Genomic DNA, 23914 nt, shown 5'->3' with positions numbered 1-23914 from the left:
ATCTTGTGTAGATATAATAAGACTTGATAGTGGTAATTCTGCGGTACAAGAAACCTGTCTGGAGGAAAAGGTATGGAACAATTGACCGTTGCTATCGCTGACGATAATGAAAAAATGCTCAATATGCTTGAAGAGATCATTAGTATCGACAAAGAGCTTAGTGTAGTAGGTAAAGCGAAGAATGGCGAGGAAATGTGTCAGATCATCAAAGACAAACAGCCGGATGTTGTCCTTCTTGATCTGATCATGCCGAAAATGGATGGTCTGACGGTGATGGAACATATCAATCACGAAAAGACCATGGCGAAGCCTCCCTATTTCATTGTCGTTACAGCAGTCGGACAGGAAAAAATTACAGAAGATGCTTTTAATAAAGGTGCAAATTACTATGTTATGAAGCCGTTCAATAACGAGATCTTATTGGACAGAATCAAGACTGTAAGAAAGGTATTTCGAAACCACGAAAGGAAAATAGAAGAAGTTATTGAAAATACACAGATTCGAGAAGATGACCTGGAAAATAGAGTTACAGATATGCTTCACGAAATTGGAATACCAGCCCATATTAAAGGATACCATTACCTGAGGGATGCTATCATCATGTCAGTCGAGGATATGGACGTCCTAAATGCGATTACAAAGGTGCTGTACCCAACTGTAGCGAAAAAGTACCAGACTACTTCCAGCCGGGTTGAACGAGCCATTCGTCATGCCATCGAGGTTGCATGGAGCCGGGGGAAGCTGGATACATTGGATGAACTGTTTGGGTATACTGTGAGTAACGGAAAAGGCAAGCCGACCAATTCTGAATTCATCGCATTGATCGCAGACACAATACAGCTGGAGTACAAGCATAGATAAAATCAATTCTATTCAAAGGCACGATTTCACAGTTCAAGACATAATTCCCAAAAGAAAAACAAAATTTAGCCAATATTCCTGCAAGATAAATCTTTTCAACGTACGAAAAATGAGTTATAATAGCAATAATCATACTATTTTAGGAGATACTAAGAAAGGGTCAGAGGTTTGTTAGCTATGAAAAACATTTTATTTGCAACTTCAGAGTGCGTTCCGTTTATTAAGACAGGAGGGCTTGCAGATGTGGCGGGATCTTTGCCAAAATATTTTGACAAGGATAGGTACGACGTGCGCGTTGTGCTGCCGAAATACAACTGTATGTATCAGAAGTGGAAGGATATGCTGGAATATGTAGACCACTTTTACATGAATCTTGCAGGGCAGGATCGTTATGTGGGAATCCTTAAGTGCGAATACGAGGGTGTGAAGTTCTATTTTATTGACAACGAACACTATTTCAACGGATTTGCGCCCTATGAGGGAGATCCTAAGTGGAATATTGAGAAGTTCGCGTTCTTTTCGAAAGCAGTGTTAAGTATTCTTCCGGTGATCGGTTTCCGTCCGGATCTGATCCACTGCCATGACTGGCAGACAGGACTGATTCCGGTATATCTGGATAATTTCCGCTATGCAGGGGAATATTATCGCGGGATCGCAACGGTCATGACAATACATAACCTGAAGTTCCAGGGCGTATGGGACACCAAGACCGTACGCGGCATCACAGGACTTCCGGAGTATTATTTCGTCCCGGACAAGATGGAGGCTTATAAGGACGCCAACCTTTTAAAGGGCGGTATTGTCTATTCTGACAGGGTGACCACGGTAAGCCAGACCTACGCGGAGGAGATCAAGACGCCGTTCTACGGGGAAGCACTGGACGGTCTGATGAATGCACGCTCCAATGTGCTCAGCGGGATCGTAAACGGACTGGACTATACGGACTGGAATCCGGAGACCGATCCAAGGATCGCCAAGAATTTTAATATTGAGAATTTCCGTAAGCTTAAGCAGATGAACAAGCTGGCTCTTCAGGAGGAACTGGGACTGGATAAGGATGCCCATGTGATGATGATCGGTATCGTATCCCGTCTGACGGATCAGAAAGGCTTTGACCTGATTGATTACGTGATGGACGAGCTCTGTCAGGACGCGGTGCAGATCGTAGTGCTGGGTACCGGAGATCCGAAGTATGAGAACATGTTCCGTCATTTTGCATGGAAGTATTCCGGAAAGGTTTCCGCAAATATTTATTATTCCGACGAACTGTCCCATAAGATCTATGCTTCAGTGGACACGTTTTTGATGCCGTCCCTGTTCGAGCCATGCGGACTGAGCCAGCTCATGAGCCTGCGCTACGGCACCCTGCCGATCGTGCGTGAGACAGGCGGACTCAAAGATACGGTGGTGGCGTACAATGAGTATGAGAAGACGGGAACGGGATTCAGTTTTACCAATTACAATGCACACGAGATGCTCAATACGATCCGCTACGCGGAACAGATCTACTATGACAAGAAGAGAGACTGGAATAAGATGATCGAGCGCGCTATGGCAGAGGACTTCTCCTGGAATAATTCCACGAGACAGTATGAGAATCTCTACAAAGATTTGCTGGGAGAATGATATGAAGATCATAGACAGGCTGAACGAGGACAGGATACACATTTCATTTGAGGTATTTCCGCCGAAGACGGATGCCGGGTTTGACAAGGTCATGGATGCGACGGACAGGATTGCGAAGCTGAACCCTTCCTATATCAGCGTTACCTATGGAGCAGGCGGCGGGACCAGCAAGAATACGGCAAGGATCGCTTCCCACATCAAGGACGACCTGGGGGTACTGAGCCTGGCCCATCTGACCTGCGCGTCTTCCACAAAGGAGGAGGTACGGGGCGTCATCGACAATCTCAGGCAGCTTGGCATTGAGAATATCCTGGCCCTTCGGGGGGATATTCCCGAAGGCATGGCATTCCCCACAGAGGATCGTTTCCACTATGCATGGGAGCTGGTGGAGGAGATCCGGAAGCACGGGGACTTCTGCATCGGCGCGGCCTGCTACCCGGAAGGGCATGTGGAGAACGACCACAAGGCGGATGACATCCGCTATCTCAAGCAGAAGGTAGACAGCGGCGTGGATTTTCTCACGACCCAGATGTTTTTTGACAACGATATCCATTATAACTTTTTGTACCGAATCCGGGAGGCCGGGATCACGGTCCCCGTACTTCCGGGGATTATGCCGATCACCAGTGCCGTGCAGATGAAGCGCAGCCAGGAGCTGTCCGGAACCGTATTCCCAAGGCGTTTTCTGGCCTTGCTGGATCGGTTTGGAAGCTACCCGGAGGCGATGATGCAGGCGGGGATCGCTTATGCCACAGACCAGATCATTGACCTGCTGTCAAACGGGGTGAAGAATATTCATATTTATTCCATGAATAAGCCCGACGTGGCGGCAAGGATCATGCAGAATCTGTCGGAGATCATAAAGTGTTAGGAGAGCTCACAGGAATGGATCAACGGATGAGAGAGGCTGTCCGATACCTGGGGTATGGAAAAAATGCGGTAGATGATCAGACACTGCGGCTGATCGCAGAATCCTTTGAGAGACTGCGGTCCGTTGCCGGCAGGAAGTCGGTCTACCGCATCTTTGATTTAGAGCAGCCGGACGCGGAGACCGTCCGGTTCGGAAGCCTGACTGTAAAGAGCAGGAACCTGGGGAAAAACCTCCGGGGCTGCGATAAGATTGTTTTATTTGGAGCCACCCTGGGAATCGGGGTGGATCAGCTTTTGTCCAGAACATCGAAAACAGATATGGCATTGACCGTTGTGCTGCAGGCATGTGCTGCAGCACTTTTGGAGGAATACTGCGATGCGTGCCAGGAAGAGATCCGGGCAGAGCTAAAAGCAGAGGGCCGTTATCTGAGACCCCGCTTCAGCCCGGGGTACGGGGATTTCCCCATGGAGTGTCAGAAGGAACTGACGCAGATGCTGGACTGCGCCAGGCGCATCGGGCTGACGGTTACGGAGAGCCTTATGATGGTTCCGTCCAAATCCGTGACGGCGGTGATTGGGGCAGGCACCCTTCCGGTGCATTGCCACGTCCAGGGCTGTGAAGCCTGCGAAAAAACAGACTGTATATATAGAAGGGATACCTTATGATAAGAGAAGACTTGGGAAAAAAACTGCTTTTTTTTGACGGCGGCATGGGCACGCTCCTCCAGGCAAAGGGATTAAAGCCGGGAGAACTGCCGGAGACATGGAACGCGGAACGCCCGGAGGACATCATCGGCATCCACCGGGCCTATATCGAGGCCGGCAGCGATCTGGTCCTGACCAATACCTTTGGGGCAAATGCCTTAAAGTTCCGGGACGGAGGCTATCCCCTTGGGGAGATCATCGAAAAGGCTGTAGGCCATGTGAAAGAAGCGGCCCGCCGGGCCGGGCGCAGCGTCTATACGGCACTGGACGTAGGCCCCACCGGGAAGCTTTTGAAGCCCATGGGGGATCTGGAATTTGAGGACGCCTATGAAGCCTTCCGCCAGGCCATGGTCTGCGGGGAGCAGGCCGGAGCGGACCTGATCCATATTGAGACCATGAGCGATACCTGCGAGATCAAGGCGGCGGTGCTGGCGGCAAAGGAGAACACAAAACTGCCGGTGTTTGTGACGGCTGTTTTTGACGAACGTAGAAAACTGCTCACCGGTGCGGATGTTCTGGCGCTTGTGAGCCTGCTGGAAGGACTCAGGGTGGATGCCCTGGGGGTAAACTGCGGGCTGGGGCCGGTGCAGATGCTGCCCGTTCTGGAGGAACTGCTGTCCTATGCGTCCGTTCCTGTGATCGTGAAGCCCAATGCAGGACTTCCGAAACAGCAGGGAGGGGAGACCGTTTATGACGTGCATCCGGAGGAATTTGCCCGGACGATGAAGGTCATCGTGGAGAAGGGGGCGGCCCTCATCGGCGGATGCTGCGGAACTACACCGGAGCATATCGGGCATATGATCCGGGAATGCAAAGGGATGTCCGTAAAGCCTGTCTGCAGAAAAAATCTGACCATGGTTTCTTCCTACGGGCAGGCGGTGATCTTAGGCAGCGGCTCCAAGATCATCGGGGAGCGGATCAACCCCACCGGAAAGAAGAAGTTCAAGCAGGCGTTGAAAGACCATGACCTGGATTATATTTTAAAAGAAGGAATCCTGCAGGAGGAGAACGGGGCCCATATCCTGGACGTGAACGTGGGCCTGCCGGACATCGACGAGACGGCGATGATGGTGGAGGCCGTCCAGGGGCTGCAGAGCGTCACCAGCCTGCCCCTCCAGATCGACACGGTGGATATCCGCGCCATGGAGGCGGCGATGCGGATCTACAACGGAAAGCCCATGGTCAATTCGGTCAGCGGCAAGCAGGAATCCATGGACGCGGTCTTTCCGCTGATCGCCAAATACGGAGGAGTCGTGGTGGGACTGACCCTGGATGAGGAAGGGATTCCAGGTACGGCAGACGGCCGAATCCGGGTGGCGGAAAAGATCATCCGGGAAGCGGCCAGGTATGGGATCGAGAAAAAAGACCTGGTGATCGACGTCCTGGCGATGACCGTCAGCTCAGAGCCCCAGGGAGCTGCCGTGGCGTTGGAGGCGCTGGGCCGGGTACGGAAGGAACTGGGAGTGCATACGGTGCTGGGCGTGTCCAACATTTCCTTCGGCCTTCCCTGCCGTCCGATCCTGAACGCCAATTTCTATACCATGGCCATGTACAGCGGGCTCAGCGCGGGGATCGTGAATCCCTCCTCCGAGGCTATGATGGAAGCCTATGACGCGTACCACGCCCTTCTGGGCTTTGACGAAAACTGCGGCCGTTATGTGGAAAAATACGCAGGCCGGCGGGTTCGGGAACAGGCGGCTGTAGGCCAAAGCCCTTCCGGTTCTGAACGGGGGCAGGACGTTTCCGCTGATTCCGGGGGATCAGGAGCAAAAGGAGGCACTGTCATGGATCTGCGGGCAGTGATTGAGAAAGGGCTGAAAGAGGACGCCCACCGTATTGCCGGGACGCTGGTCCAAACGCAGGAGCCGCTGGAGATCATCAATACCCACCTGATTCCGGCTCTGGACTGTGTGGGAAAGGGCTTTGAACAGGGAACCGTCTTTCTGCCCCAGCTTCTGATGAGCGCGGAAGCGGCCAAGGCCGCGTTTGCCGTGTTGAAAGAGCAGATCGCCGAGGGCGGTCCTCAGGCGGAGAAGAAGGAAAAAGTGGTTCTGGCGACGGTGAAAGGGGACATCCATGATATCGGAAAAAATATCGTGAAAGTCCTGCTGGAAAACTACAGCTTTGAGGTCATCGACCTGGGCAAGGACGTGCCCCCGGAGGCCATCCTGGAGGCGGTAAAGGCACAGGATATACGTCTGGTGGGCTTGAGCGCGCTGATGACCACGACGGTGGTGAGCATGGAGGAGACGATCCGCCTTTTGAAAAAGGAGGCGCCGAATTGCAGGGTCATGGTCGGCGGCGCGGTGCTGAACCAGGAATACGCGGACATGATCGGCGCGGATTTTTATGGGAAGGACGCGATGCAGTCCGTTTATTATGCGCAGAAATTGCTGAAATAAAAGCTGCATTGCGGAAATAAAACTTGCTTTGCGGAAATGAAGTGAACGTTTACAAACGCGGACCGCTGTGGTATGATGAACAACAGCCATATAGAGCGGAGCGATAGGAGGATGAAATAAATGCACCAATATGGAGTGAACCAGTTGAGAAAAATGTTTTTGGAGTTCTTTGAAAGTAAAGGGCATCTGGCCATGAAGAGCTTTTCGCTGGTGCCGCATAACGATAAGAGCCTGCTGCTTATCAATTCGGGAATGGCACCCTTAAAGCCGTATTTTACAGGGCAGGAGATTCCGCCCAGGAGACGGGTGACCACCTGCCAGAAGTGTATCCGTACGGGGGATATCGAGAATGTGGGAAAGACGGCCCGCCACGGCACATTTTTTGAGATGCTGGGAAATTTCTCTTTTGGAGATTATTTTAAGAAGGAAGCCATCGAGTGGTCCTGGGAATTTTTGACCCAGGTTGTGGGGCTCAATCCGGACAGACTGTATCCTTCCGTATATGAGGAGGACGACGAGGCGTTTGAGATCTGGAACAAGCAAATGGGGATTCCGGCGGAGCGGATCTTCAAATTCGGAAAAGGGGACAACTTCTGGGAGCACGGTTCCGGCCCCTGCGGCCCCTGCTCGGAGATCTATTATGACCGCGGGGAGAAGTATGGATGCGGCAAGCCGGACTGTACGGTGGGCTGCGACTGCGACCGGTACATGGAGATCTGGAACAACGTGTTTACCCAGTTTGACAATGACGGCAAAGGAAACTACAGTGAACTGGAACAGAAGAATATCGATACCGGCATGGGGCTGGAGCGTCTGGCTTCGGCGGTACAGGATGTGGACTCCATCTTTGACGTGGATACCATCAAGGCGCTGCGTGACCATGTGTGCAGCCTGGCCGGCAAGGAGTACGGAGCAAAATACCAGGACGATGTGTCCATCCGCGTGATCACCGACCACGTCCGTTCCGTGACCTTTATGATCTCCGACGGTATCATGCCCTCCAATGAGGGAAGGGGATATGTGCTGCGCCGTCTGCTGCGCCGTGCCTGCCGCCATGGACGGCTCCTGGGAATTGAGGGCAGCTTCCTGCCAAAACTGGCTGAGACGGTCATTGCAGGCTCCAAGGACGGATATCCGGAGCTGGAGGAGAAGAAGGACTTTATCCTGAAGGTGATCGCGAAGGAAGAGGAGCAGTTCAATAAGACCATAGACCAGGGGCTGGGGATTCTCTCCGACCTGATCAAGGAGCTGGAGGGCAAAGGGGAGAGCACCCTGTCCGGGGATCTGGCATTTAAGCTCTATGACACGTATGGTTTCCCGCTGGATCTGACGAAGGAGATCCTGGAAGAAAAGAAGATGGATGTGGATGAAGAGGGCTTTCGGGCCGCCATGGAGGTACAGAGAAAGACCGCCAGGGATGCCAGGGAGGTCACCAACTATATGGGAGCCGACGTGACCGTATACGAGTCCATTGATCCCAGTGTGACCAGCACCTTTGTGGGATACGACCATCTGAGCCGGGAATCGGAGATCACGGTCCTGACCACGGAGACCGAGCTGGCGGACGCTCTTTCCGAGGGAGAGACGGGAACCGTCTTCGTAAAAGAGACCCCCTTCTATGCCACCAGCGGCGGACAGGAGGCTGACACCGGGATCATCCGCACCCCGGATGGAGAATTTCAGGTTGAGGATACGATCAAGCTCTTAGGCGGCAAGATCGGACATGTGGGCCGGGTCGTTCGGGGCATGGTAAAGACAGGCGATCTGGCGAGCCTGGAGGTGGATGCAGAGAAGCGGGCATTGTCCGCAAGGAACCACAGCGCTACCCATCTGCTCCAGAAGGCGCTGCGCACCGTTCTCGGCACCCATGTGGAGCAGGCAGGCTCCAGTGTAAACGAAGACCGGCTGCGGTTCGACTTTACCCATTTTTCCGCGCTCACGGCGGAGGAGCTGGAACAGGTGGAAAATCTGGTCAACGAGAGCATTGCGGGTGCGCTGCCCGTTGACATTCGGAATATGCCCATTGAGGAAGCACGGAAGACCGGGGCACAGGCCCTGTTCGGGGAGAAGTACGGGGATGTGGTCCGGGTGGTGAATATGGGAGATTATTCCATCGAGTTCTGCGGCGGTACCCATGTCCGGAATACGTCCGAGATCATGGCCATGAAGATTGTCAGCGAAACCGGTGTGGCGGCGGGCGTGCGCCGAATCGAAGCACTCACCTCCAAAGGGCTTCTCAAGTACTACGCAGGGCTGGAAGAGAAGATGCGGGAAGCGGCGAAGCTGCTGAAAGCCAGCCCGGAAAACCTGGGAGACAAGATCAGCCATATGCTTGCCGAGAACAAGGCCCTCCATGCAGAGGTGGAAGGCTTGAAGAGCAAGATGGCAAAGGACGCCGCAGGGGATATCCTGGATCAGGTGCAGGAGGTATCCGGCGTGAAGCTGCTTGCGGCACAGCTTGAGGAAGTGGATATGAACGGCCTTCGGGACCTGGGCGACCAGTTCCGGGAAAAGCTTGGGGAGGGCGTGATCGTGCTGGCCTCCGTAAGCGGCGGGAAAGTCTGCCTGATGGTGACGGCCACGGAAGGAGCCATGAAGCAGGGCGCCCATGCGGGCAATCTCATCAAGGCGGTGGCAGGCTGCGTAGGCGGAGGAGGCGGCGGACGCCCCAATATGGCGCAGGCCGGCGGGAAGAACCCGGCGGGTATTCCGGAAGCGCTGGAAAAGGCGGCCAAAGTCCTGGAAGAACAGCTTGCTTAAGAACAAAAAATGCTTGCCGGAGTACGGGATATCCCGTCACCGGCAGGTATTTTTTTACAGCAAAAGAGGATGCCGAATCTCCGGCACCCTCTCAGTTGCACATATTAATTATACTTCCGCTTTCTAGCAGCCTCAGACTTCTTTTTACGTCTTACGCTTGGCTTCTCATAATGCTCTCTTTTACGGATCTCCTGCTGAATGCCCGCTTTCGCACAGTTTCTTTTGAATCTGCGTAAAGCACTATCCAACGTCTCGTTTTCTTTCACGATTACATTTGACATAGACTCACACCTAACCTCCCCTCCAGCCTTGTATTGTGCATCATACGACTGTTCGGGTATATTTAGCACTACAGAAGATTATAACATATTTTTTCGTTCAGTCAACTGTTTCTTCACAAAAATTTCATGAAAGTCGTTGTATATGCATATTTTGCGACAAAGTTTTTATTGACAATCCCGTATTTAGCTTATAAAATAAACAGGTAGGCAAAATGTCATAATATTGCAGCAGCGCGGCAGGATCAGGTTTTTACAGCCGGGCGGCCGCATGATATCCGCCGGGCGGCTTTGTCTGTCCGGCTATTTATGTTTAGGAGGTAATGTAGAGTATGTCATATGTTGATGAAGTCATTGAATCAGTTGTAAAGAAGAATCCTGCGGAGCCGGAGTTCCATCAGGCTGTGAAGGAAGTTCTGGAGTCTCTCCGTACCGTTGTGGAGGCGAACGAGGAGAAGTTCCGCAGGGACGCCCTTCTGGAAAGGCTTGTAGAGCCGGAGAGACAGTTCAAGTTCCGTGTGCCGTGGGTGGACGACAATGGACAGGTTCATGTCAATACAGGTTACCGCGTACAGTTTAACAGCGCCATCGGACCTTACAAGGGAGGGCTTCGCCTTCATCCGTCCGTAAACCTGGGAATCATCAAATTTTTGGGATTCGAGCAGATTTTCAAAAATTCTCTGACCGGGCTCCCCATCGGAGGCGGAAAGGGCGGGTCTGACTTTGACCCCAAGGGAAAATCTGACAGAGAGATCATGGCTTTCTGCCAGAGTTTCATGACAGAGCTCTGCAAATATATCGGCGCGGATACGGACGTTCCGGCAGGAGATATCGGAACCGGCGCAAGGGAGATCGGATATATGTTCGGACAGTACAAGAGAATCCGCGGTCTCTTCGAAGGCGTCCTGACTGGAAAGGGGCTGTCATACGGCGGTTCTCTGGCGCGTACCGAGGCCACCGGATACGGACTGCTCTATCTGACACAGGAGATGTTAAAGCTCAACGGCATCGACATCGCAGGCAAGACCGTAGCTGTTTCCGGTTCCGGCAATGTGGCGATCTATGCCATCGAAAAGGCGCAGCAGCTGGGCGCGAAGGTGGTAACAGCCAGCGATTCCAACGGATGGGTTTATGATCCGGAGGGCATCGACGTTGCTGCATTGAAGGAGATCAAGGAAGTGAAGCGGGAAAGGCTGACTTCCTACAAAAACTATCGTCCCAATTCCGAATACCATGAGGGAAGAGGCGTATGGACCGTCAAGGTGGATATCGCCCTGCCCTGCGCGACCCAGAACGAACTGCATCTGGAGGACGCGAGAGCCCTGGCTGCAAACGGGTGCATCGCGGTTGCGGAAGGCGCGAACATGCCGACCACCATGGAAGCGACAGAGTACCTGCAGCAGAACGGCGTCCTGTTTGCGCCCGGAAAAGCTGCCAATGCGGGCGGCGTAGCTACCTCCGCACTGGAGATGTCCCAGAACAGTGAGCGCCTGAGCTGGTCCTTTGAAGAGGTGGACGCGAAGCTGAAGGGCATTATGGTGAATATCTGCCACAACATGGCTGACGCAGCCGAAAAGTACGGATGCAAAGGCAATTATGTTGCAGGCGCGAATATCGCCGGATTTGAGAAGGTGGTAGAGGCAATGACCGCACAGGGGATCGTGTAATTTGATGTTACTGTGAATAGTAATCTTTGATTGATCATTACTGAGTCAGACCTGCTCATTTACGGGGCGGGCCTGACTTCTTTCATACTTGCAGCCGCAGTTTTTTAGAAAAGGACGGAATACAGGGCTTTTGCTTTTGATCTTATCTTATAAATCTGCCTGATATTGGAAAGAATAAGGTGAGACAGAAGCGGGGGTGTATGGAAGGAGGAGTTCATATGAGTGAATATTACCAACTGCCGGGGAAGGAAGTTATGCGGAAGGTGAACGGTTCGGAGGAGCCGCTGACCGCCGGACAGATCCGGGAGCATCAGGAAAAATACGGGCGAAATGAACTGGCGGAGGGAAAGAAGGAGACCATTCTGCACATTTTCCTCGGACAGTACAAGGATTTTCTCGTGATGATCCTGATCGCAGCGGCAATTGTATCCGGCCTGCTGAGCGATGTGGAGAGCGCGGTCGTGATCCTGGTCGTGATTACGGTCAACGCGGTTCTTGGAACGCTGCAGACAGTCAAGGCAGAGCAGTCCCTGGACAGTCTGAAAAAGCTGTCCGCGCCGGAGGCGAAGGTGCTGCGGGAGGGGAATCTGGTTCAGATCCCGTCGGCGGAAGTGACCGTGGGGGACATTGTACTGCTGGACGCAGGGGACTATATCCCGGCAGACGGGCGGCTTTTGGAGTGCGCAAGCCTGAAGGTGGATGAGAGCGCCCTGACGGGGGAGAGCCTTGGAGTGGAGAAGGGCACCGAGCCCGTGACGGGGGAAGTGCCTCTCGGAGACCGTACCAATATGGTTTACTCCGGCTGCTTTGCGACCTATGGGCGGGGGACTTTTTTTGTGACTGCCGTGGGGATGGAGACAGAGGTGGGCAAGATCGCGGGGCTTTTGAATAAGACCTCGGAGAAGCAGACGCCTCTTCAGAGGAACCTGGATCAGTTTGGAAAAAAACTCTCCATTCTTATCCTGGCCTTCTGCGGTATCTTATTCGGCATCCAGGTCATTCGGGGCGGCGACGCAGGGGACGCCTTTCTCTTCGCGGTGGCCCTGGCGGTGGCGGCGATTCCTGAAGCTTTGAGCTCCATCGTCACCATTGTGCTTTCCTTTGGGACACAGAAGATGGCCAGGGAGCATGCCATCATCCGGAAGCTGCAGGCGGTGGAAGGACTGGGAAGCGTGTCGGTGATCTGTTCGGATAAGACAGGGACGCTGACCCAGAACCGGATGAAGGTGGAAGATTATTATGTAAACGGAATCCGCATCCGGGGGGAGGAGATTAACCTGGAGGACCCTCAGGAGAGCATGCTGCTTCTGAGCAGTATCCTCTGCAACGACGCCTCCAATGCGGACGGCACGGAGATCGGCGACCCCACCGAGATCGCGCTGATCAACCTGGGAGACCGGTTCGGGCTTCATGCTTCGGATGTAAGGGAAAAATATCCCCGGTTTGGGGAGAACCCCTTTGACAGCGACCGAAAGCTGATGTCCACCCAGCATGTCATGGAGGACCGTCCCACCATGCTTGTAAAGGGCGCGGTGGATGTGCTCCTTGACCGGATGACCTACATCCAGACCAAGGACGGCGTGCATCCAATGACAGATGGGGATCGGGAAAAGATCAAAAACCAGAACCAGGAATTTTCCAAAGAGGGGCTTCGGGTGCTGGGCTTTGCCTACAAGGAGATCCCGCCGGATCATGAGCTGATGCTGGAGGATGAGCACCACCTGACCTTTATCGGGATGATCGCGATGGTGGACCCGCCCCGGGAAGAATCGGCGGAGGCTGTGAAGGAGTGCAGACGGGCGGGAATCCGTCCCATCATGATCACCGGGGACCATAAGGTGACGGCCACGGCGATTGCCAAAAGGATCGGGATTCTCAAAGACGAGTCTGAAGCCTGCGAGGGGGCGGAGATGGACTCCCTTTCGGATCAGGAGCTGAGGGATTTTGTGGAGGATATCTCGGTCTATGCCAGGGTGACTCCGGAACATAAGATCCGGATCGTCCGCGCATGGCAGGAGAAGGGGAACATCGTGTCCATGACCGGGGACGGGGTGAACGACGCCCCGGCGCTTAAGCAGGCGGATATCGGCGTGGCAATGGGAATCACCGGAAGCGAAGTGTCCAAGGACGCGGCCTCCATGGTGCTGACCGACGATAACTTTGCGACGATCATCAAAGCGGTGGAAAATGGTCGGAACGTCTACCGGAATATCAAAAATTCCATCCGGTTTTTGCTGTCCGGCAATTTCGGCGCCATCCTGGCCGTGCTGTACGCGTCTGTTGCGGCCCTGCCGGTTCCCTTTGCGCCGGTGCACCTGCTGTTCATCAACCTTTTAACGGACAGCCTTCCGGCCATTGCGCTGGGGCTGGAGCCCCATACGAAGGACGTGATGGAGGAGAAGCCGCGGCCGGTTGACGAATCCATCCTGACGAAGGAGTTTCTCCAGAAGATCGGCATAGAGGGACTCTGCATCGCGGTAACCACCATGGCGGCGTTTTATATCGGATACCGCTCCGGCAGCGCCCTGCTGGCAAGCTCCATGGCTTTCGGGACACTGTGCATGGCCCGGCTGGTGCATGGATTCAACTGCAAGGATGACAAGCCTGCGGCGTTTTCGAAAAAAATGTGGAACAACGTGTACCTCTTAGGGGCCTTTGCACTGGGGCTGTGCCTGATCACGGCAGTGCTGATGATCCCGGCGCTGAAAGGCGTATTTAAGGTGCAGACTCTGACCTGGACGCAGCTTCTGACGGTGTATGGACTGGCAGTACTGAACCTGCCGGTGATACAGCTGATAAAATGGGCCTGGGGAAAGAAAGAAGAAAAAGAAGTAACGAAGTGACGGAAAGTCTGCCCGGCAGTGCGCCGAGATCGGCCGCTGCCGGCACGATGGCCTTATAAACCCGGGCAGGAGGGTGAAAGATGACAGATAGGCTTATGGAGTGCATTACAAATCCGGTGAAATGTAAATTACTGCTTGAAATACATTCACAGGGGAAAGCAACTGCGAAACAGTTAGCCGATATTTATACCGACATTCCCCAAGCTACCTTATACCGGCATCTCAAAAAAATGTTAAGCGACGGTATTTTACAGGTGGTGGAAGAAACACAGGTGCGCGGTACGGTAGAAAAAACTTATTCGCTGGCCCACAACCTCAGCAGCGATATAGAAACAATCGTCGAGAAAAATTCCGGCGAACTTTATATGCAGTATTTCATGCAATATTTCATTGGGTTTGCAAAACAGTTTCAGGAATATTGCCACTCTCCGAATATCAATATCAAAAAAGATATGACGGGATTTTCTCTTTCCCCGCTATATCTTTCTGATGATGAATTGACTTCTCTTATAACAAGTATTTCTCAAATAATCAGCGCAGCAAAAAGCAATGCACCCAACTCGGAACGCAAGCTGCGGACGATAGGCGTAATCGTATCTCCGGCAGAAAATACAGATAAATAAAATGACCGTCCCAAATCAGAGGGACGGTTTCTATTGACTTTATATTATCATTATGATAATATTATTAAAACGATAAAATAGGAGGTAAAAATATTGAACACATTATTTGAAATTCTGTCATTACTTGTTCCTGTTCTGCTGATAGACATTGCTCTTGCAGTAGCAGCAGTAAGACACATTCTACGACACCCACGCTATCGCTTTGGAAACAAAACCATGTGGCTTGTAATTGTTGTAGTCCTTTTGCTCTTTGGACCGATTATTTATTTTGTCTTTGGAAAGGTGGAGAACGAATGAACATCCTCACAATACAAAATTTATCAAAAAGTTTTGGAAAGCAGAAAATCATTGACAATCTTAATCTGTCTGTTCCAGAGAGAAGTATCTTTGGCTTCATAGGGAAAAATGGTGCTGGCAAAACAACGACTATGAAGATGGTATTGGGACTGTTACAGCCCGACAAGGGAGAAATCCATGTCTGCAATGAGCCTGTTTGTTTTGGACAGACAAGGACAAATCAATATATTGGATATTTGCCGGACGTTCCAGAATTTTATAACTATATGACGCCGATACAGTATCTAAAGCTATGCGGAGAAGTCATTGGTCTATCAAAAACCGAAATTTCAAAAAGAAGTGATGAACTCCTTTCCCTTGTCGGTCTAAACGGTGCAGCAAAGCAAATCGGCGGATTTTCTCGCGGTATGAAACAACGATTAGGAATTGCACAGGCGTTGCTCACACAGCCCAAATTACTGATTTGTGATGAACCGACAAGCGCGCTTGACCCCGTAGGAAGAAAAGAGATTTTGGATATTCTTTATAAAATCAGCAAAACGACAACGGTCTTATTTTCCACGCATATTCTTTCTGATGTGGAGCGCATTTGCGACCATGCCGCCTTTTTGAATGAGGGAAAAATCGCTGTTACCGGAACACTTGCAGAAATTAAGGCTTTACATGGACATGACAGCTTGCTTTTAGAATTTTCGGCGGATCAAGATTTACTGCTTTTCAAAAAACAAAAATCCATAGAGCCAATGCTGCTTCATTCCGAAGAAAATAACAGGGAACTTATTTTGCATAGCCGAGATATGGTAAGTGTGCAAAAATTATTGTTTCGCGTACTTGCGGAAACAGGGATTTGTCCCGTAAAAATAGAACTTATGGAGCCGTCCCTTGAAAGTTTGTTTTTGGAGGTAGTGAGATGAGTGGATATATTGCTTTTATAAAAAAAGAATTTACGGAAAATATGAAGAACTATCGTTTCCTTATCCTGTTCGCAGTCTTTCTGATTTTCGGTATTATGAGTGCGTTTCTCGCAAAGTTTACGCCGGAAATATTATCGGCTTTGGCCGCAGATATGGAAATGACCTCTGAACCAGTTGCTTTGGACGCATGGAAACAATTTTACAAGAACATTTCCGGCGTTGGTTTCAGTGCATTTATCATTTTGTTTGGAAGTTGTCTGTCAAATGAATATTCCAAAGGAACCTTAGTTTTAATGGTTACGAAGGGATTATCCCGTAAAGCGGTTATCCTTGCAAAATATACGGCAGCCGCCGCGCTTATGACAATCAGTTATTGGATTGGATATGCTGCGGCATACGGTTATACAGCCCTTTTATGGAATGATAACCACCTTTCAAATGTTGCTTTCGCGGCAGTTTCCCTTTGGATCGTCGGCTTTCTGTACTTGAGTATTTTAATGATTGGGTGCGTGATATTCAGACAGACTTTCACAAGCATACTCTTTACAGGCGGCATTGTTGCCATAATATCCCTGCTCGGAATGATAGAACCGATTGCGAAATTCAATCCGTTCATTTTAACTTCAAAAAATATAGATTTGATTTCCGGCGAAGCTGTTCCGGCAGAATTTATGATACCTGCTGTTATTTCCATTGCCTTATCCATTTTGGGGGTGCTGACTGCCATTCGCCTTTTCAATAAAAAACAGCTTTAATTGTCGAATTTGCAACGATTTGAAGAAATACTCTTATGTATAAACAATTTAACATCTGCGTAAATCTGCCGGACGACGGCAAAAGAAAAAAGCCGTCGTCCGGCAGACGTAACCTCTATGCTCCCTCGTACAGTTTCTCACTCGCCTTTTTCTGCACCCTGTATGGCAGCTACCCTATTTCAGTTTGTTGGTTGATACTGTTTTATGAGTAGCTACCATTCGCGCGTTTTTTTGGTATATGATCGTGTGCGGAAAAGAGAGAGCGTTCATCAGGTGTACCGCTTGATGGTCTCTTTCAGCACATATTTTTTGTCGTTGTACCGGTCAAAGATATAACTGTTTGCCTTGTGCTCCAGTTCGTCCGGCAGCGGTTCCAGCCGGATCTCTTCCCCATATTTTTTCCGCAGCGCCTTTTCCAGCAGATAATCGCATACGTGAGGATTTTTCGGAAGGAGAGGACCGTGTAGGTAGGTGGCGATGACGTTTTTGTAAACCACCCCTTCATAGCCGGATTTGCCTGTGTTTCCCAGGCCGAAGAACACCTTTCCGAAAGGCGTGTGGTTTCCGATGTAGGTGCGCCCTCCGTGGTTTTCAAAGCCCACCACCGGCCGGTCGAAGAGGGGGCTGTTCAGGATGATATTGCGGATCATCCGCTCCGGCTCCCATTCCGTATAGATGTCCAGGATTTCCAGACCCTGGATGGTCTTGGTTTCTGTTTTGTAGTAGCTTCCAAGGAGCTGGTAGCCGCCGCAGACGGCCAGCACCACACCGTTGTCCTCTACATACGCCTGAAAATCTTTTTTGATCCCCTGTAAGGACTGGCAGACCAGTTCCTGCTCCCGGTCTGAGCCGCCGCCTAGGAGCACGATGTCCAGCTTTTCAAAGTCAATCGGATCCCCGGAGAGGAAGGGGATCACCTCGGCTTCCATTCCACGCCATGTCAGACGCTTGCGGAAGCACTGGATGTTGCCCCGGTCGCCGTAGAGGTTCAGCAGATCCGGATAGAGATGTCCGATGGTCAGTTTTTTCATGGCTGTCCAGCCTCCTTCCTGTTGTCGTCCATTCCGGTCAGCAGGCGGTTGGTGCGGTAGAGTCCGGAATAATTTACAATCACATACAGATTTTTCGTACCTGTCTTTGTCAGCGTTTCGATGGTGCCTTCCAGATCCGTGGTGGAAGCGCAGTCGATATCTTCGTATTTGAGCCGCAGCCCCATGTCGTGCCGGCGGGTGCCGTTGGTTGTGATGGTGGCCGCGTTGGCGTCTGCCAGATACTGGAAATCCACGTCCCACAGCCAGGAGATATCCTCGCCGTCCTGGTAGGTGTCATTGATCTGTATGATCACGTCCTTTGGATTGGGGTCTTTTAACACCAGGGAGATCTTCTGCTGGAAGCCGATGGGGTTTTTGGCCAGGTGGAGCTGCACCCGTGCCCCGTGGATGGTGAAGATGCTTTCCCGGTTGTTGCCGTAGTCAAAGGACTCGATCATCGCCTGAAAATGTCCCATGGGCGCGCCAAGGGCTTTCAGCGCGGCATAGGCAGACAGGGTGTTGTAAATGTTGTAGGGCGTCCGCGCGGTGGAATGAATCCGCATCCCGTCCAGATCGAAGGAATAGACTTCCTCATGGAACTCTACGCCGGATGCCGTGTAGTCAGGCTCAGGCCGGGCCAGGCCGCAGTTTGGGCAGCGGTAGATTCCGAGCTGTCCGTAGTGGAAAAATTCGTAGTCCATTTTTTTTCCGCAGGAGCGGCAGAAAATGCTTTCCCGGATCTCCGAGCGGGAGATGTCGTCAAAGATCTGTTCGCTGATTCCGTATGTGACGTAAGCGTTTTTGCTTTCCGCGGCCAGTGTGTAGGAGAGCACGTCGTCGCAGTTGATGATCAGGGTGCTGTCCGGGACGCTGGTGACGGCGGTCTTTAATTTCTGAAAGGTAATGTCCACCTCTCCGAAGCGGTCCAACTGATCCCGGGAAATGTTGGTCAGCAGGGCGCAGTCCGGCTTTAACTGGGGAAGGACCCGCACGGAGGCGATCTCGTCGCACTCGATGCAGGCGTAATCCGCGTCCAGGCGTCCGTGCCTGTCCGTGGCCAGGACGAAGGCGGAAATGATGCCGTTGAGCATGTTGGCGCCGGTGCGGTTGATGATGACTTTTTTGCCTTCTGCTTTGAGGGCATGGTATAAAATGCTGTTGGTGGTCGTCTTTCCGTTGGTCCCCATGGTGACGATGGTCTTCTCCCGGACCATGCCGGACATGACGGTGAGGATCTTCGGGTCGATCAGGCGTGCTACATAGCCGGGAAGGGTGACGCCGCTTCCCCGGTTCAGCTTCTTGATCAGTGCGCTGGTGGCCTTGGCACAGGTGATGGCTAATTTGCTTCGTAAGTTCATAGTGTTTTTCTATCCTTTTTGTAATTTGAAATGGTGGCTTTGTATATTATACGGGAAGACGAGGGAGAAAACAAGGGGGGAATTGGTTACTGTTTACACCCTGGCCGGGTGCTCACAGTAACGGCATCCAGCCCATTGAAAAGTCGCCTGCCGGCGAGGGGCTGGATGCCCGCCCCACCACTGAATTGGACGGATGCCGTGCAGCAAGTGCACGACACCGTGTGAACAGTAGCGGGAATTGATTACTGTTCACCCCCTTCAGGTGCTCCGGCCGCCAGGCCAAGCCACTGGTTCAGGGAGAGGGTTTTGGCGGCGGCCAGGGAGGCGATGGCGGCTCCAACGGCGGCTTCCTCCTGGTGGGGGACGATTTCCAGGGGCATTTGGAAGCGGGATTCCAAAATCTGCCGGAGGGCGGGATTTTTGCGGATGCCGTTTCCGGAGGCGATGAGCCGGGTTTTTGCTTGGCTGGTTTCCCGTATGATGTTGGTGTAGAGGGCGTAAAGCTCTTCAGCCATTCCGTTCAGGGTGCCCCGAATCAGGGAGGCGGGGTGGAAATTTTCCAGGCGGATGCCGGTGACAGAGCCGGAATCGGCGGGGTGTTCCCTTGTGCCGGAAAAGGTGGTTCGGACATTCCAGCAATCGGCAGAAAGATCCGTCCCTTCCAGGAACCGCTTCATGGTCTCGAACTGGGGGACATCCGGAGCGCCGGCTGCCGCGGCGTATTCCCGGAAAAAACGTTCCAGGGCGGCGAAGGCCAGGCCCCCGCAGAGGGCGGAGCCGGCAAGGAGGAAGGCGTCCCGGGTGAGGGGGCGGGACTCGATGCCGAGGGCTTCGCAGTACCGGTCGGAGAGCATGGAGATCTGGGACCCGGTTCCGATGTTGACCAGAAGGGAATGCTCTGCGTCGCGGACGGAACCCAGGAAGCTGGCCTGGTTGTCCCCCACCGAGACGCCCACCAAAATCCCGCGGAAATATCCAAGGGGCAGGAGATCCGGGGTGACGCAGGGAAGCGCCGGGGGCAGCGCGTTATGTTCCCTTAAGATCTCTTCCTGGAAGGTATGGGTACGGCAGTCGTATAAGCCCAGGCTGGCGGCCTGGCTGATGTGGAGCAGGGGCAGGCTGCGTCCGGTGAGCGCCATGCCCAGATAATCGCTGATGGTGCAGAAGGACACGGCCTCCCGGGGGACAAGTCCCTTTTGGACATTGTACAGGTGGGTGACCATTCCGTAACCGGAGGCAGCCTTGACGCCGTAATCCTCGGACAGACAGGCACAGACGCTTTTACCCTGCCGGAAATCCGGCTGGTTTCCCCGGCCGTCCTGCCAGGTGTACAGAGGGCTGACCGCAGTTCCTGCCTGATCCACGTAGACGATGCCGTGCATCTGCCCGGTCAGTCCGATGGAGGAAATATCCGGGGTACGGTCCAGGATTTCTTCCAATGCGGTTTGGGTTTTGCGAAGAATCCCGGAGACATCCTGGATTCGCTCCCATGGGCGGGAGGAGGGGAGGAAGGCCCCGTTGTCCAGGGTGCAGGATTCTTCAATGGTAAAATCAGCGGTATTCATCACAATGATGCTGATGGTGGTGGTTCCGATGTCGATGCCGATACTTTTCATAAGTGTGATCACTCCTTTATCTCTGCCGGAAAGGGCGCAGTATCTGATGATGGGACCTGCTGCTTCCAGTCCCGGATTTGTTCCAGACGTTCCCTGGCCTGCCGCTCCTCGCCCTGATCTGTAGGGTGGTAATAGGTCCGGTCCCGGAGGGATTCGGGCATACATTCCATGTGGGTCAGTTTTTCCTCCGTATCGTGGGCGTACTCGTAGCCTTTTCCGTAATTCAGCTCCTTCATCAGCTTTGTGGGGGCGTTGCGAAGCTGCAGGGGGACCGGCTCGGCACGCAGGGCTTTGATATCCTGCTTGCAGGATTCGCAGGCCTGGTAGAGGGCGTTGGACTTGGGGGCCAGCGAGAGGTAGGTGACGGCATGGGTCAGGTGTACGTCGCATTCGGGCATACCCAGGAAATGGCATGCCTGGTAAACGGACACAGCCACCTGCAGGGCATGGCTGTCCGCCATTCCGATGTCCTCGCTTGCAAACCGGATCAGGCGTCTGGCAATGTAGAGCGGGTTCTCGCCCCCTTCAAGCATCCGGCACATCCAGTAAACGGCCGCGTCGGGATCGCTGTTGCGCATGGATTTGTGGAGGGCGGAGATGAGGTTGTAATGTTCTTCCCCGTTCTTGTCGTAGAGGAGGGATTTCCGGCTGATGCACTGGGAAAGCCCTTCGGCGGTGACAGTGATCCCCTGCGCGCTGATCTCACCATTCAGAACCGCCATTTCCAGCGTATTGAGGGCGGCTCTTGCGTCCCCGTCGGCAAACGCGGCGACGGCACGGATCTGCTCCGGGGTAATCCGGACGTTCTGGGTGCCGAATCCGGCGGGATTTTTCAAGGCGTTTTCAAGCAGCTCTGCCAGGTCGGTTTCTTCCAGCGCTTTCAGGACAAAGACCCGGCAGCGGGAGAGCAGGGCGGCATTGACCTCAAAGGAAGGATTTTCCGTGGTGGCCCCGATGAGGGTGATGCTTCCCCGTTCCACAAAGGGCAGGAAGGCATCCTGCTGGGCCTTGTTGAACCGATGGATCTCGTCCACGAACAGGACGGTGCGAAGCCCCATGCGCCGGCTTTGCTCCGCCTGGTTCATGACCTCTTTGATCTCCTTGATGCCGCTGGTCACGGCGCTGAAATTGATGAAATCGGCTTTGGTCCGTCCGGCGATGATGCTGGCAAGGGTGGTCTTGCCCACACCGGGAGGCCCCCAGAAGATCATGGAGGAGATCTGGTCCCGTTCGATGAGCTGCCGCAGCATCCTGCCGGGGCCCAAGAGGTGCTTCTGGCCCACAAAATCCGACAGGGATGCGGGCCTGAGACGGCTGGCCAGGGGCGCGTTTTCTTTTCGGTTATCAAATAATGTCATCTGTTCCATTGCAATAGTCTGCCTCCTTGGATTTTTTGGGACGGGCCGTGAACGTATTTTGGGGCTTTTTCAAACCGCTTCGCGTTTATATTAAGTTTATCACAGGAATATGCGATATTCTATTGAAATTTTATCGGATTTTATGTAAAATAGCATTGTTGGGTTGCAGAACATGGGGTTATGCAACAAAAAGCAGCAGGTTCTAAGGGGAGGAGAGATCGCAATGAAAAAATCTATGAACCAGTCCACGTTGACCATGATCCTGAACGGCGGGTCTATTTTTGCCCTTGTTGTCCTGATCATTCTTTTATTTGTATACGGGAGTGTGAGTGATCAGCTGGATCAGGCGAATGAGGATCGGTTTAATCTTACATACAACGCGAACCGTTTTATGAACGGGTCGTCCTATCTGACCAATGAGGTGCGCGCATTCGCGTCAACCGGGGAGAAGGAGCATTATGACAATTACTGGAATGAGATCAATACTCTGAAAAACCGGGACCAGGGGGTCGAAGCCATGCAGGAGATCGGGATCACCGAGCAGGAGCAGGCGATGATCGACGAGATGTCCGCCCTGTCCAATGAACTGGTTCCTCTGGAGGAAGAGGCGATGAACCAGGTGCAGGACGGGAATCTGGAAGACGCGCTGGATTATGTCTATGGAGCGGAATACAGCACGGCCATCGGGAAGATCAATTCTTTGAAGGAGCAGTTTTTATCGGCTCTGGATGAACGGACCGGCAATGCGGTCAGCGGCCTGGGAAAAAAGGAGGCTTTTATCAGGCTTTTCATGATTCTGGCCATGTTATTGGTAGGGGTATTCCAGATCACCAACCAGACGGTGACCAGGAAGCGGGTCTTAAAGCCTGTTATTGCGGTCAGGGATCAGATGCGGGAGATTTCCTGCGGAAATCTTTCGGCGGAATTTACATTGGAGCCGGATACCTCGGAGATCGGGATGCTGGTGCAGTCCATTCATGAGACGAAGCAGGAATTAAAAAAATATATCAACGATATTGACGCCAAGCTGGCCCAGATGGCACAGGGCAATATGGATGTGGTGATCGGCGACGATTACCGGGGAGAATTCCAGCCGATCCAGAAGGCCATGCGCCAGATTTTAGAAGCGCTCAACTCAGCACTTTCCCAGATCAACCAGTCGGCAGAGCGGGTAACATCGGAATCGGAACAGGTGGCGGACGGTGCGCAGATCCTTTCCAGGGGGGCCATGGATCAGGCTTCCGCGGTGGAGGAGCTGACGGCCAATATCCAGGAACTGTCGGGACAGGTGGACAATTCTTCAGCAGATGCAGACCATGCCCGGAAGAGTTCCATGGACGCGGCCCGGCAGTTGGAGCTGTGCAATGCAAAGATGGAAGAGCTGACCAGGGCAATGGAGGATATTTCAAAATCTTCTTCCGAAATCGGCGGAATTATCAAGACCATTGAGGACATTTCTTTCCAGACCAATATTCTGGCGCTGAATGCGGCTGTGGAGGCGGCACGGGCCGGTGAGACAGGAAAGGGATTTGCAGTGGTGGCAGATGAGGTGCAGAGCCTGGCCAATAAGAGCTCGGAGGCTGCCCAGAATATTACGTCATTGATCGAAGAGTCGATCAAGCTGGTGAAGGAGGGAACCGCCCTCTCGGCGGATACGACGGAAGCCCTTTCGGCAGGCGTTTCCGGCGCGCGCAGGTCTACGGAGCTGGTGGAGCGGATCGCGGAATCCGCGGTACAGCAGGTGGAGGCCCTGCGTCAGCTGACCCAGGGGATGGAACAGATCTCGAATGTGGTGCAGACCAATGCCGCAACGGCAGAAAAATCGGCTTCTTCCGCGTCGGAATTGCTGGAACAGGCACATGACCTGAAAGCTTCGGTACAGAAGTTCCGGCTGCGCCGTTATTAAAAAATACAGAGGATCATAAAAAGGATCACAGCAGCCAAAGCCGG

General features: G+C 52.8%; 18 protein-coding genes. 13 read left to right on the top strand and 5 right to left on the bottom strand.

All coding sequences use genetic code 11. The features are described from left to right. Positions 1-72: 72 nt before the first annotated feature. From spo0A to alaS, 6 genes are all read left to right on the top strand, one after another. Positions 73-861 carry a sporulation transcription factor Spo0A gene (gene spo0A / locus EBB54_RS09660; RefSeq protein ID WP_125127263.1) on the top strand — a complete coding sequence of 263 codons (789 nt, stop codon included), beginning with the start codon at positions 73-75 and terminating at the stop codon, positions 859-861. Positions 862-1038: 177 nt separating this feature from the next. After that, on the top strand, positions 1039-2487 hold the full coding sequence (glgA, locus tag EBB54_RS09655) for a glycogen synthase GlgA (RefSeq protein WP_004078356.1): 1449 nt from the start codon (positions 1039-1041) through the stop codon (positions 2485-2487). Position 2488: 1 nt separating this feature from the next. Further along, complete coding sequence (metF, locus tag EBB54_RS09650; RefSeq protein WP_004078357.1) at positions 2489-3358, top strand: methylenetetrahydrofolate reductase [NAD(P)H]; 870 nt, start codon at positions 2489-2491, stop codon at positions 3356-3358. Between the two features lie 14 nt (positions 3359-3372). Next, the gene (locus EBB54_RS09645) at positions 3373-4023 is read left to right on the top strand and encodes a vitamin B12 dependent-methionine synthase activation domain-containing protein (protein WP_004078359.1); all 651 of its coding nucleotides are present in this window, start codon (positions 3373-3375) and stop codon (positions 4021-4023) included. Further along, positions 4020-6464 (top strand): homocysteine S-methyltransferase family protein, encoded by a 2445-nt coding sequence (locus EBB54_RS09640; RefSeq protein WP_125127262.1) that lies wholly within the window; start codon positions 4020-4022, stop codon positions 6462-6464. The genes EBB54_RS09645 and EBB54_RS09640 overlap by 4 nt, the downstream gene beginning before the upstream one ends. 120 nt (positions 6465-6584) lie before the next feature. Further along, positions 6585-9224 carry an alanine--tRNA ligase gene (gene alaS, locus EBB54_RS09635; RefSeq protein WP_125127261.1) on the top strand — a complete coding sequence of 880 codons (2640 nt, stop codon included), beginning with the start codon at positions 6585-6587 and terminating at the stop codon, positions 9222-9224. Positions 9225-9328: 104 nt separating this feature from the next. Here the strand turns inward: alaS and rpsU are convergent, their stop codons facing one another. Further along, a complete protein-coding gene (rpsU, locus tag EBB54_RS09630) occupies positions 9329-9505 on the bottom strand; it encodes a 30S ribosomal protein S21 (protein WP_004054229.1) in 177 nt (58 codons plus the stop codon). A 329-nt stretch (positions 9506-9834) separates the two neighbouring features. Between rpsU and gdhA the strand changes: the two genes are divergently transcribed. From gdhA to EBB54_RS09600, 6 genes are all read left to right on the top strand, one after another. Then, on the top strand, positions 9835-11169 hold the full coding sequence (gene gdhA / locus EBB54_RS09625; protein WP_125127260.1) for an NADP-specific glutamate dehydrogenase: 1335 nt from the start codon (positions 9835-9837) through the stop codon (positions 11167-11169). Between the two features lie 218 nt (positions 11170-11387). Further along, entirely contained in the window at positions 11388-14012 is a 2625-nt protein-coding gene (locus tag EBB54_RS09620) for a cation-translocating P-type ATPase (RefSeq protein ID WP_125127259.1), read from the top strand. An 80-nt stretch (positions 14013-14092) separates the two neighbouring features. Continuing rightward, positions 14093-14635, top strand: a complete 543-nt coding sequence (locus EBB54_RS09615; RefSeq protein ID WP_125127258.1) for a helix-turn-helix domain-containing protein — start codon at positions 14093-14095, stop codon at positions 14633-14635. A 93-nt stretch (positions 14636-14728) separates the two neighbouring features. Further along, on the top strand, positions 14729-14932 hold the full coding sequence (locus EBB54_RS09610; protein ID WP_125127257.1) for a PLDc N-terminal domain-containing protein: 204 nt from the start codon (positions 14729-14731) through the stop codon (positions 14930-14932). Further along, positions 14929-15846: an ABC transporter ATP-binding protein gene (locus tag EBB54_RS09605; RefSeq protein WP_125127256.1), complete on the top strand. Its 918-nt coding sequence runs from the start codon at positions 14929-14931 to the stop codon at positions 15844-15846. The genes EBB54_RS09610 and EBB54_RS09605 overlap by 4 nt, the downstream gene beginning before the upstream one ends. Beyond that, entirely contained in the window at positions 15843-16601 is a 759-nt protein-coding gene (locus tag EBB54_RS09600) for an ABC transporter permease (RefSeq protein WP_125127255.1), read from the top strand. The genes EBB54_RS09605 and EBB54_RS09600 overlap by 4 nt, the downstream gene beginning before the upstream one ends. A gap of 269 nt (positions 16602-16870) precedes the next feature. On the opposite strand, the gene EBB54_RS09595 is transcribed toward EBB54_RS09600, so the two are convergent. The 4 genes from EBB54_RS09595 to EBB54_RS09580 all read right to left on the bottom strand — a co-directional run bounded on the left by EBB54_RS09595 (position 16871) and on the right by EBB54_RS09580 (position 21973). After that, complete coding sequence (locus tag EBB54_RS09595) at positions 16871-17632, bottom strand: type 1 glutamine amidotransferase (protein ID WP_004078368.1); 762 nt, start codon at positions 17630-17632, stop codon at positions 16871-16873. Then, entirely contained in the window at positions 17629-18990 is a 1362-nt protein-coding gene (locus EBB54_RS09590) for a Mur ligase family protein (protein ID WP_125127254.1), read from the bottom strand. Before EBB54_RS09590 ends, EBB54_RS09595 begins: the two co-directional genes overlap by 4 nt. Positions 18991-19232: 242 nt before the next feature. Beyond that, positions 19233-20606, bottom strand: coding sequence for a sedoheptulokinase (locus EBB54_RS09585; RefSeq protein ID WP_125127253.1), 1374 nt, complete (start codon positions 20604-20606; stop codon positions 19233-19235). An 8-nt stretch (positions 20607-20614) separates the two neighbouring features. Beyond that, the gene (locus EBB54_RS09580) at positions 20615-21973 is read right to left on the bottom strand and encodes a replication-associated recombination protein A (protein WP_125127252.1); all 1359 of its coding nucleotides are present in this window, start codon (positions 21971-21973) and stop codon (positions 20615-20617) included. 214 nt (positions 21974-22187) lie between these two features. Here EBB54_RS09580 and EBB54_RS09575 point away from each other — a divergent pair, with 214 nt between their 5' ends. Further along, complete coding sequence (locus EBB54_RS09575) at positions 22188-23870, top strand: methyl-accepting chemotaxis protein (protein WP_004078377.1); 1683 nt, start codon at positions 22188-22190, stop codon at positions 23868-23870. Positions 23871-23914: the final 44 nt, after the last annotated feature.

The sequence above is a fragment of the Schaedlerella arabinosiphila genome, assembly GCF_003885045.1.
Taxonomy (GTDB): domain Bacteria; phylum Bacillota; class Clostridia; order Lachnospirales; family Lachnospiraceae; genus Schaedlerella; species Schaedlerella arabinosiphila.
The sequence above is the reverse complement of the archived record's forward strand: the minus strand, read 5'-3'. Positions and strand labels throughout refer to the sequence as shown.

Bases quoted from the DNA above. Each gene is read 5' to 3' on its own strand.
- glgA (WP_004078356.1), top strand. From the start codon at position 1,039: ATGAAAAACATTTTATTTGCAACTTCAGAGTGCGTTCCGTTTATTAAG.
- EBB54_RS09620 (WP_125127259.1), top strand. From the start codon at position 11,388: ATGAGTGAATATTACCAACTGCCGGGGAAGGAAGTTATGCGGAAGGTG.
- EBB54_RS09645 (WP_004078359.1), top strand. From the start codon at position 3,373: ATGGATCAACGGATGAGAGAGGCTGTCCGATACCTGGGGTATGGAAAA.
- EBB54_RS09585 (WP_125127253.1), bottom strand. From the start codon at position 20,606: ATGAAAAGTATCGGCATCGACATCGGAACCACCACCATCAGCATCATT.
- EBB54_RS09615 (WP_125127258.1), top strand. From the start codon at position 14,093: ATGACAGATAGGCTTATGGAGTGCATTACAAATCCGGTGAAATGTAAA.
- spo0A (WP_125127263.1), top strand. From the start codon at position 73: ATGGAACAATTGACCGTTGCTATCGCTGACGATAATGAAAAAATGCTC.
- alaS (WP_125127261.1), top strand. From the start codon at position 6,585: ATGCACCAATATGGAGTGAACCAGTTGAGAAAAATGTTTTTGGAGTTC.
- EBB54_RS09590 (WP_125127254.1), bottom strand. From the start codon at position 18,990: ATGAACTTACGAAGCAAATTAGCCATCACCTGTGCCAAGGCCACCAGC.
- gdhA (WP_125127260.1), top strand. From the start codon at position 9,835: ATGTCATATGTTGATGAAGTCATTGAATCAGTTGTAAAGAAGAATCCT.
- EBB54_RS09600 (WP_125127255.1), top strand. From the start codon at position 15,843: ATGAGTGGATATATTGCTTTTATAAAAAAAGAATTTACGGAAAATATG.
- EBB54_RS09595 (WP_004078368.1), bottom strand. From the start codon at position 17,632: ATGAAAAAACTGACCATCGGACATCTCTATCCGGATCTGCTGAACCTC.
- EBB54_RS09605 (WP_125127256.1), top strand. From the start codon at position 14,929: ATGAACATCCTCACAATACAAAATTTATCAAAAAGTTTTGGAAAGCAG.
- EBB54_RS09640 (WP_125127262.1), top strand. From the start codon at position 4,020: ATGATAAGAGAAGACTTGGGAAAAAAACTGCTTTTTTTTGACGGCGGC.
- EBB54_RS09575 (WP_004078377.1), top strand. From the start codon at position 22,188: ATGAAAAAATCTATGAACCAGTCCACGTTGACCATGATCCTGAACGGC.
- metF (WP_004078357.1), top strand. From the start codon at position 2,489: ATGAAGATCATAGACAGGCTGAACGAGGACAGGATACACATTTCATTT.
- rpsU (WP_004054229.1), bottom strand. From the start codon at position 9,505: ATGTCAAATGTAATCGTGAAAGAAAACGAGACGTTGGATAGTGCTTTA.
- EBB54_RS09580 (WP_125127252.1), bottom strand. From the start codon at position 21,973: ATGGAACAGATGACATTATTTGATAACCGAAAAGAAAACGCGCCCCTG.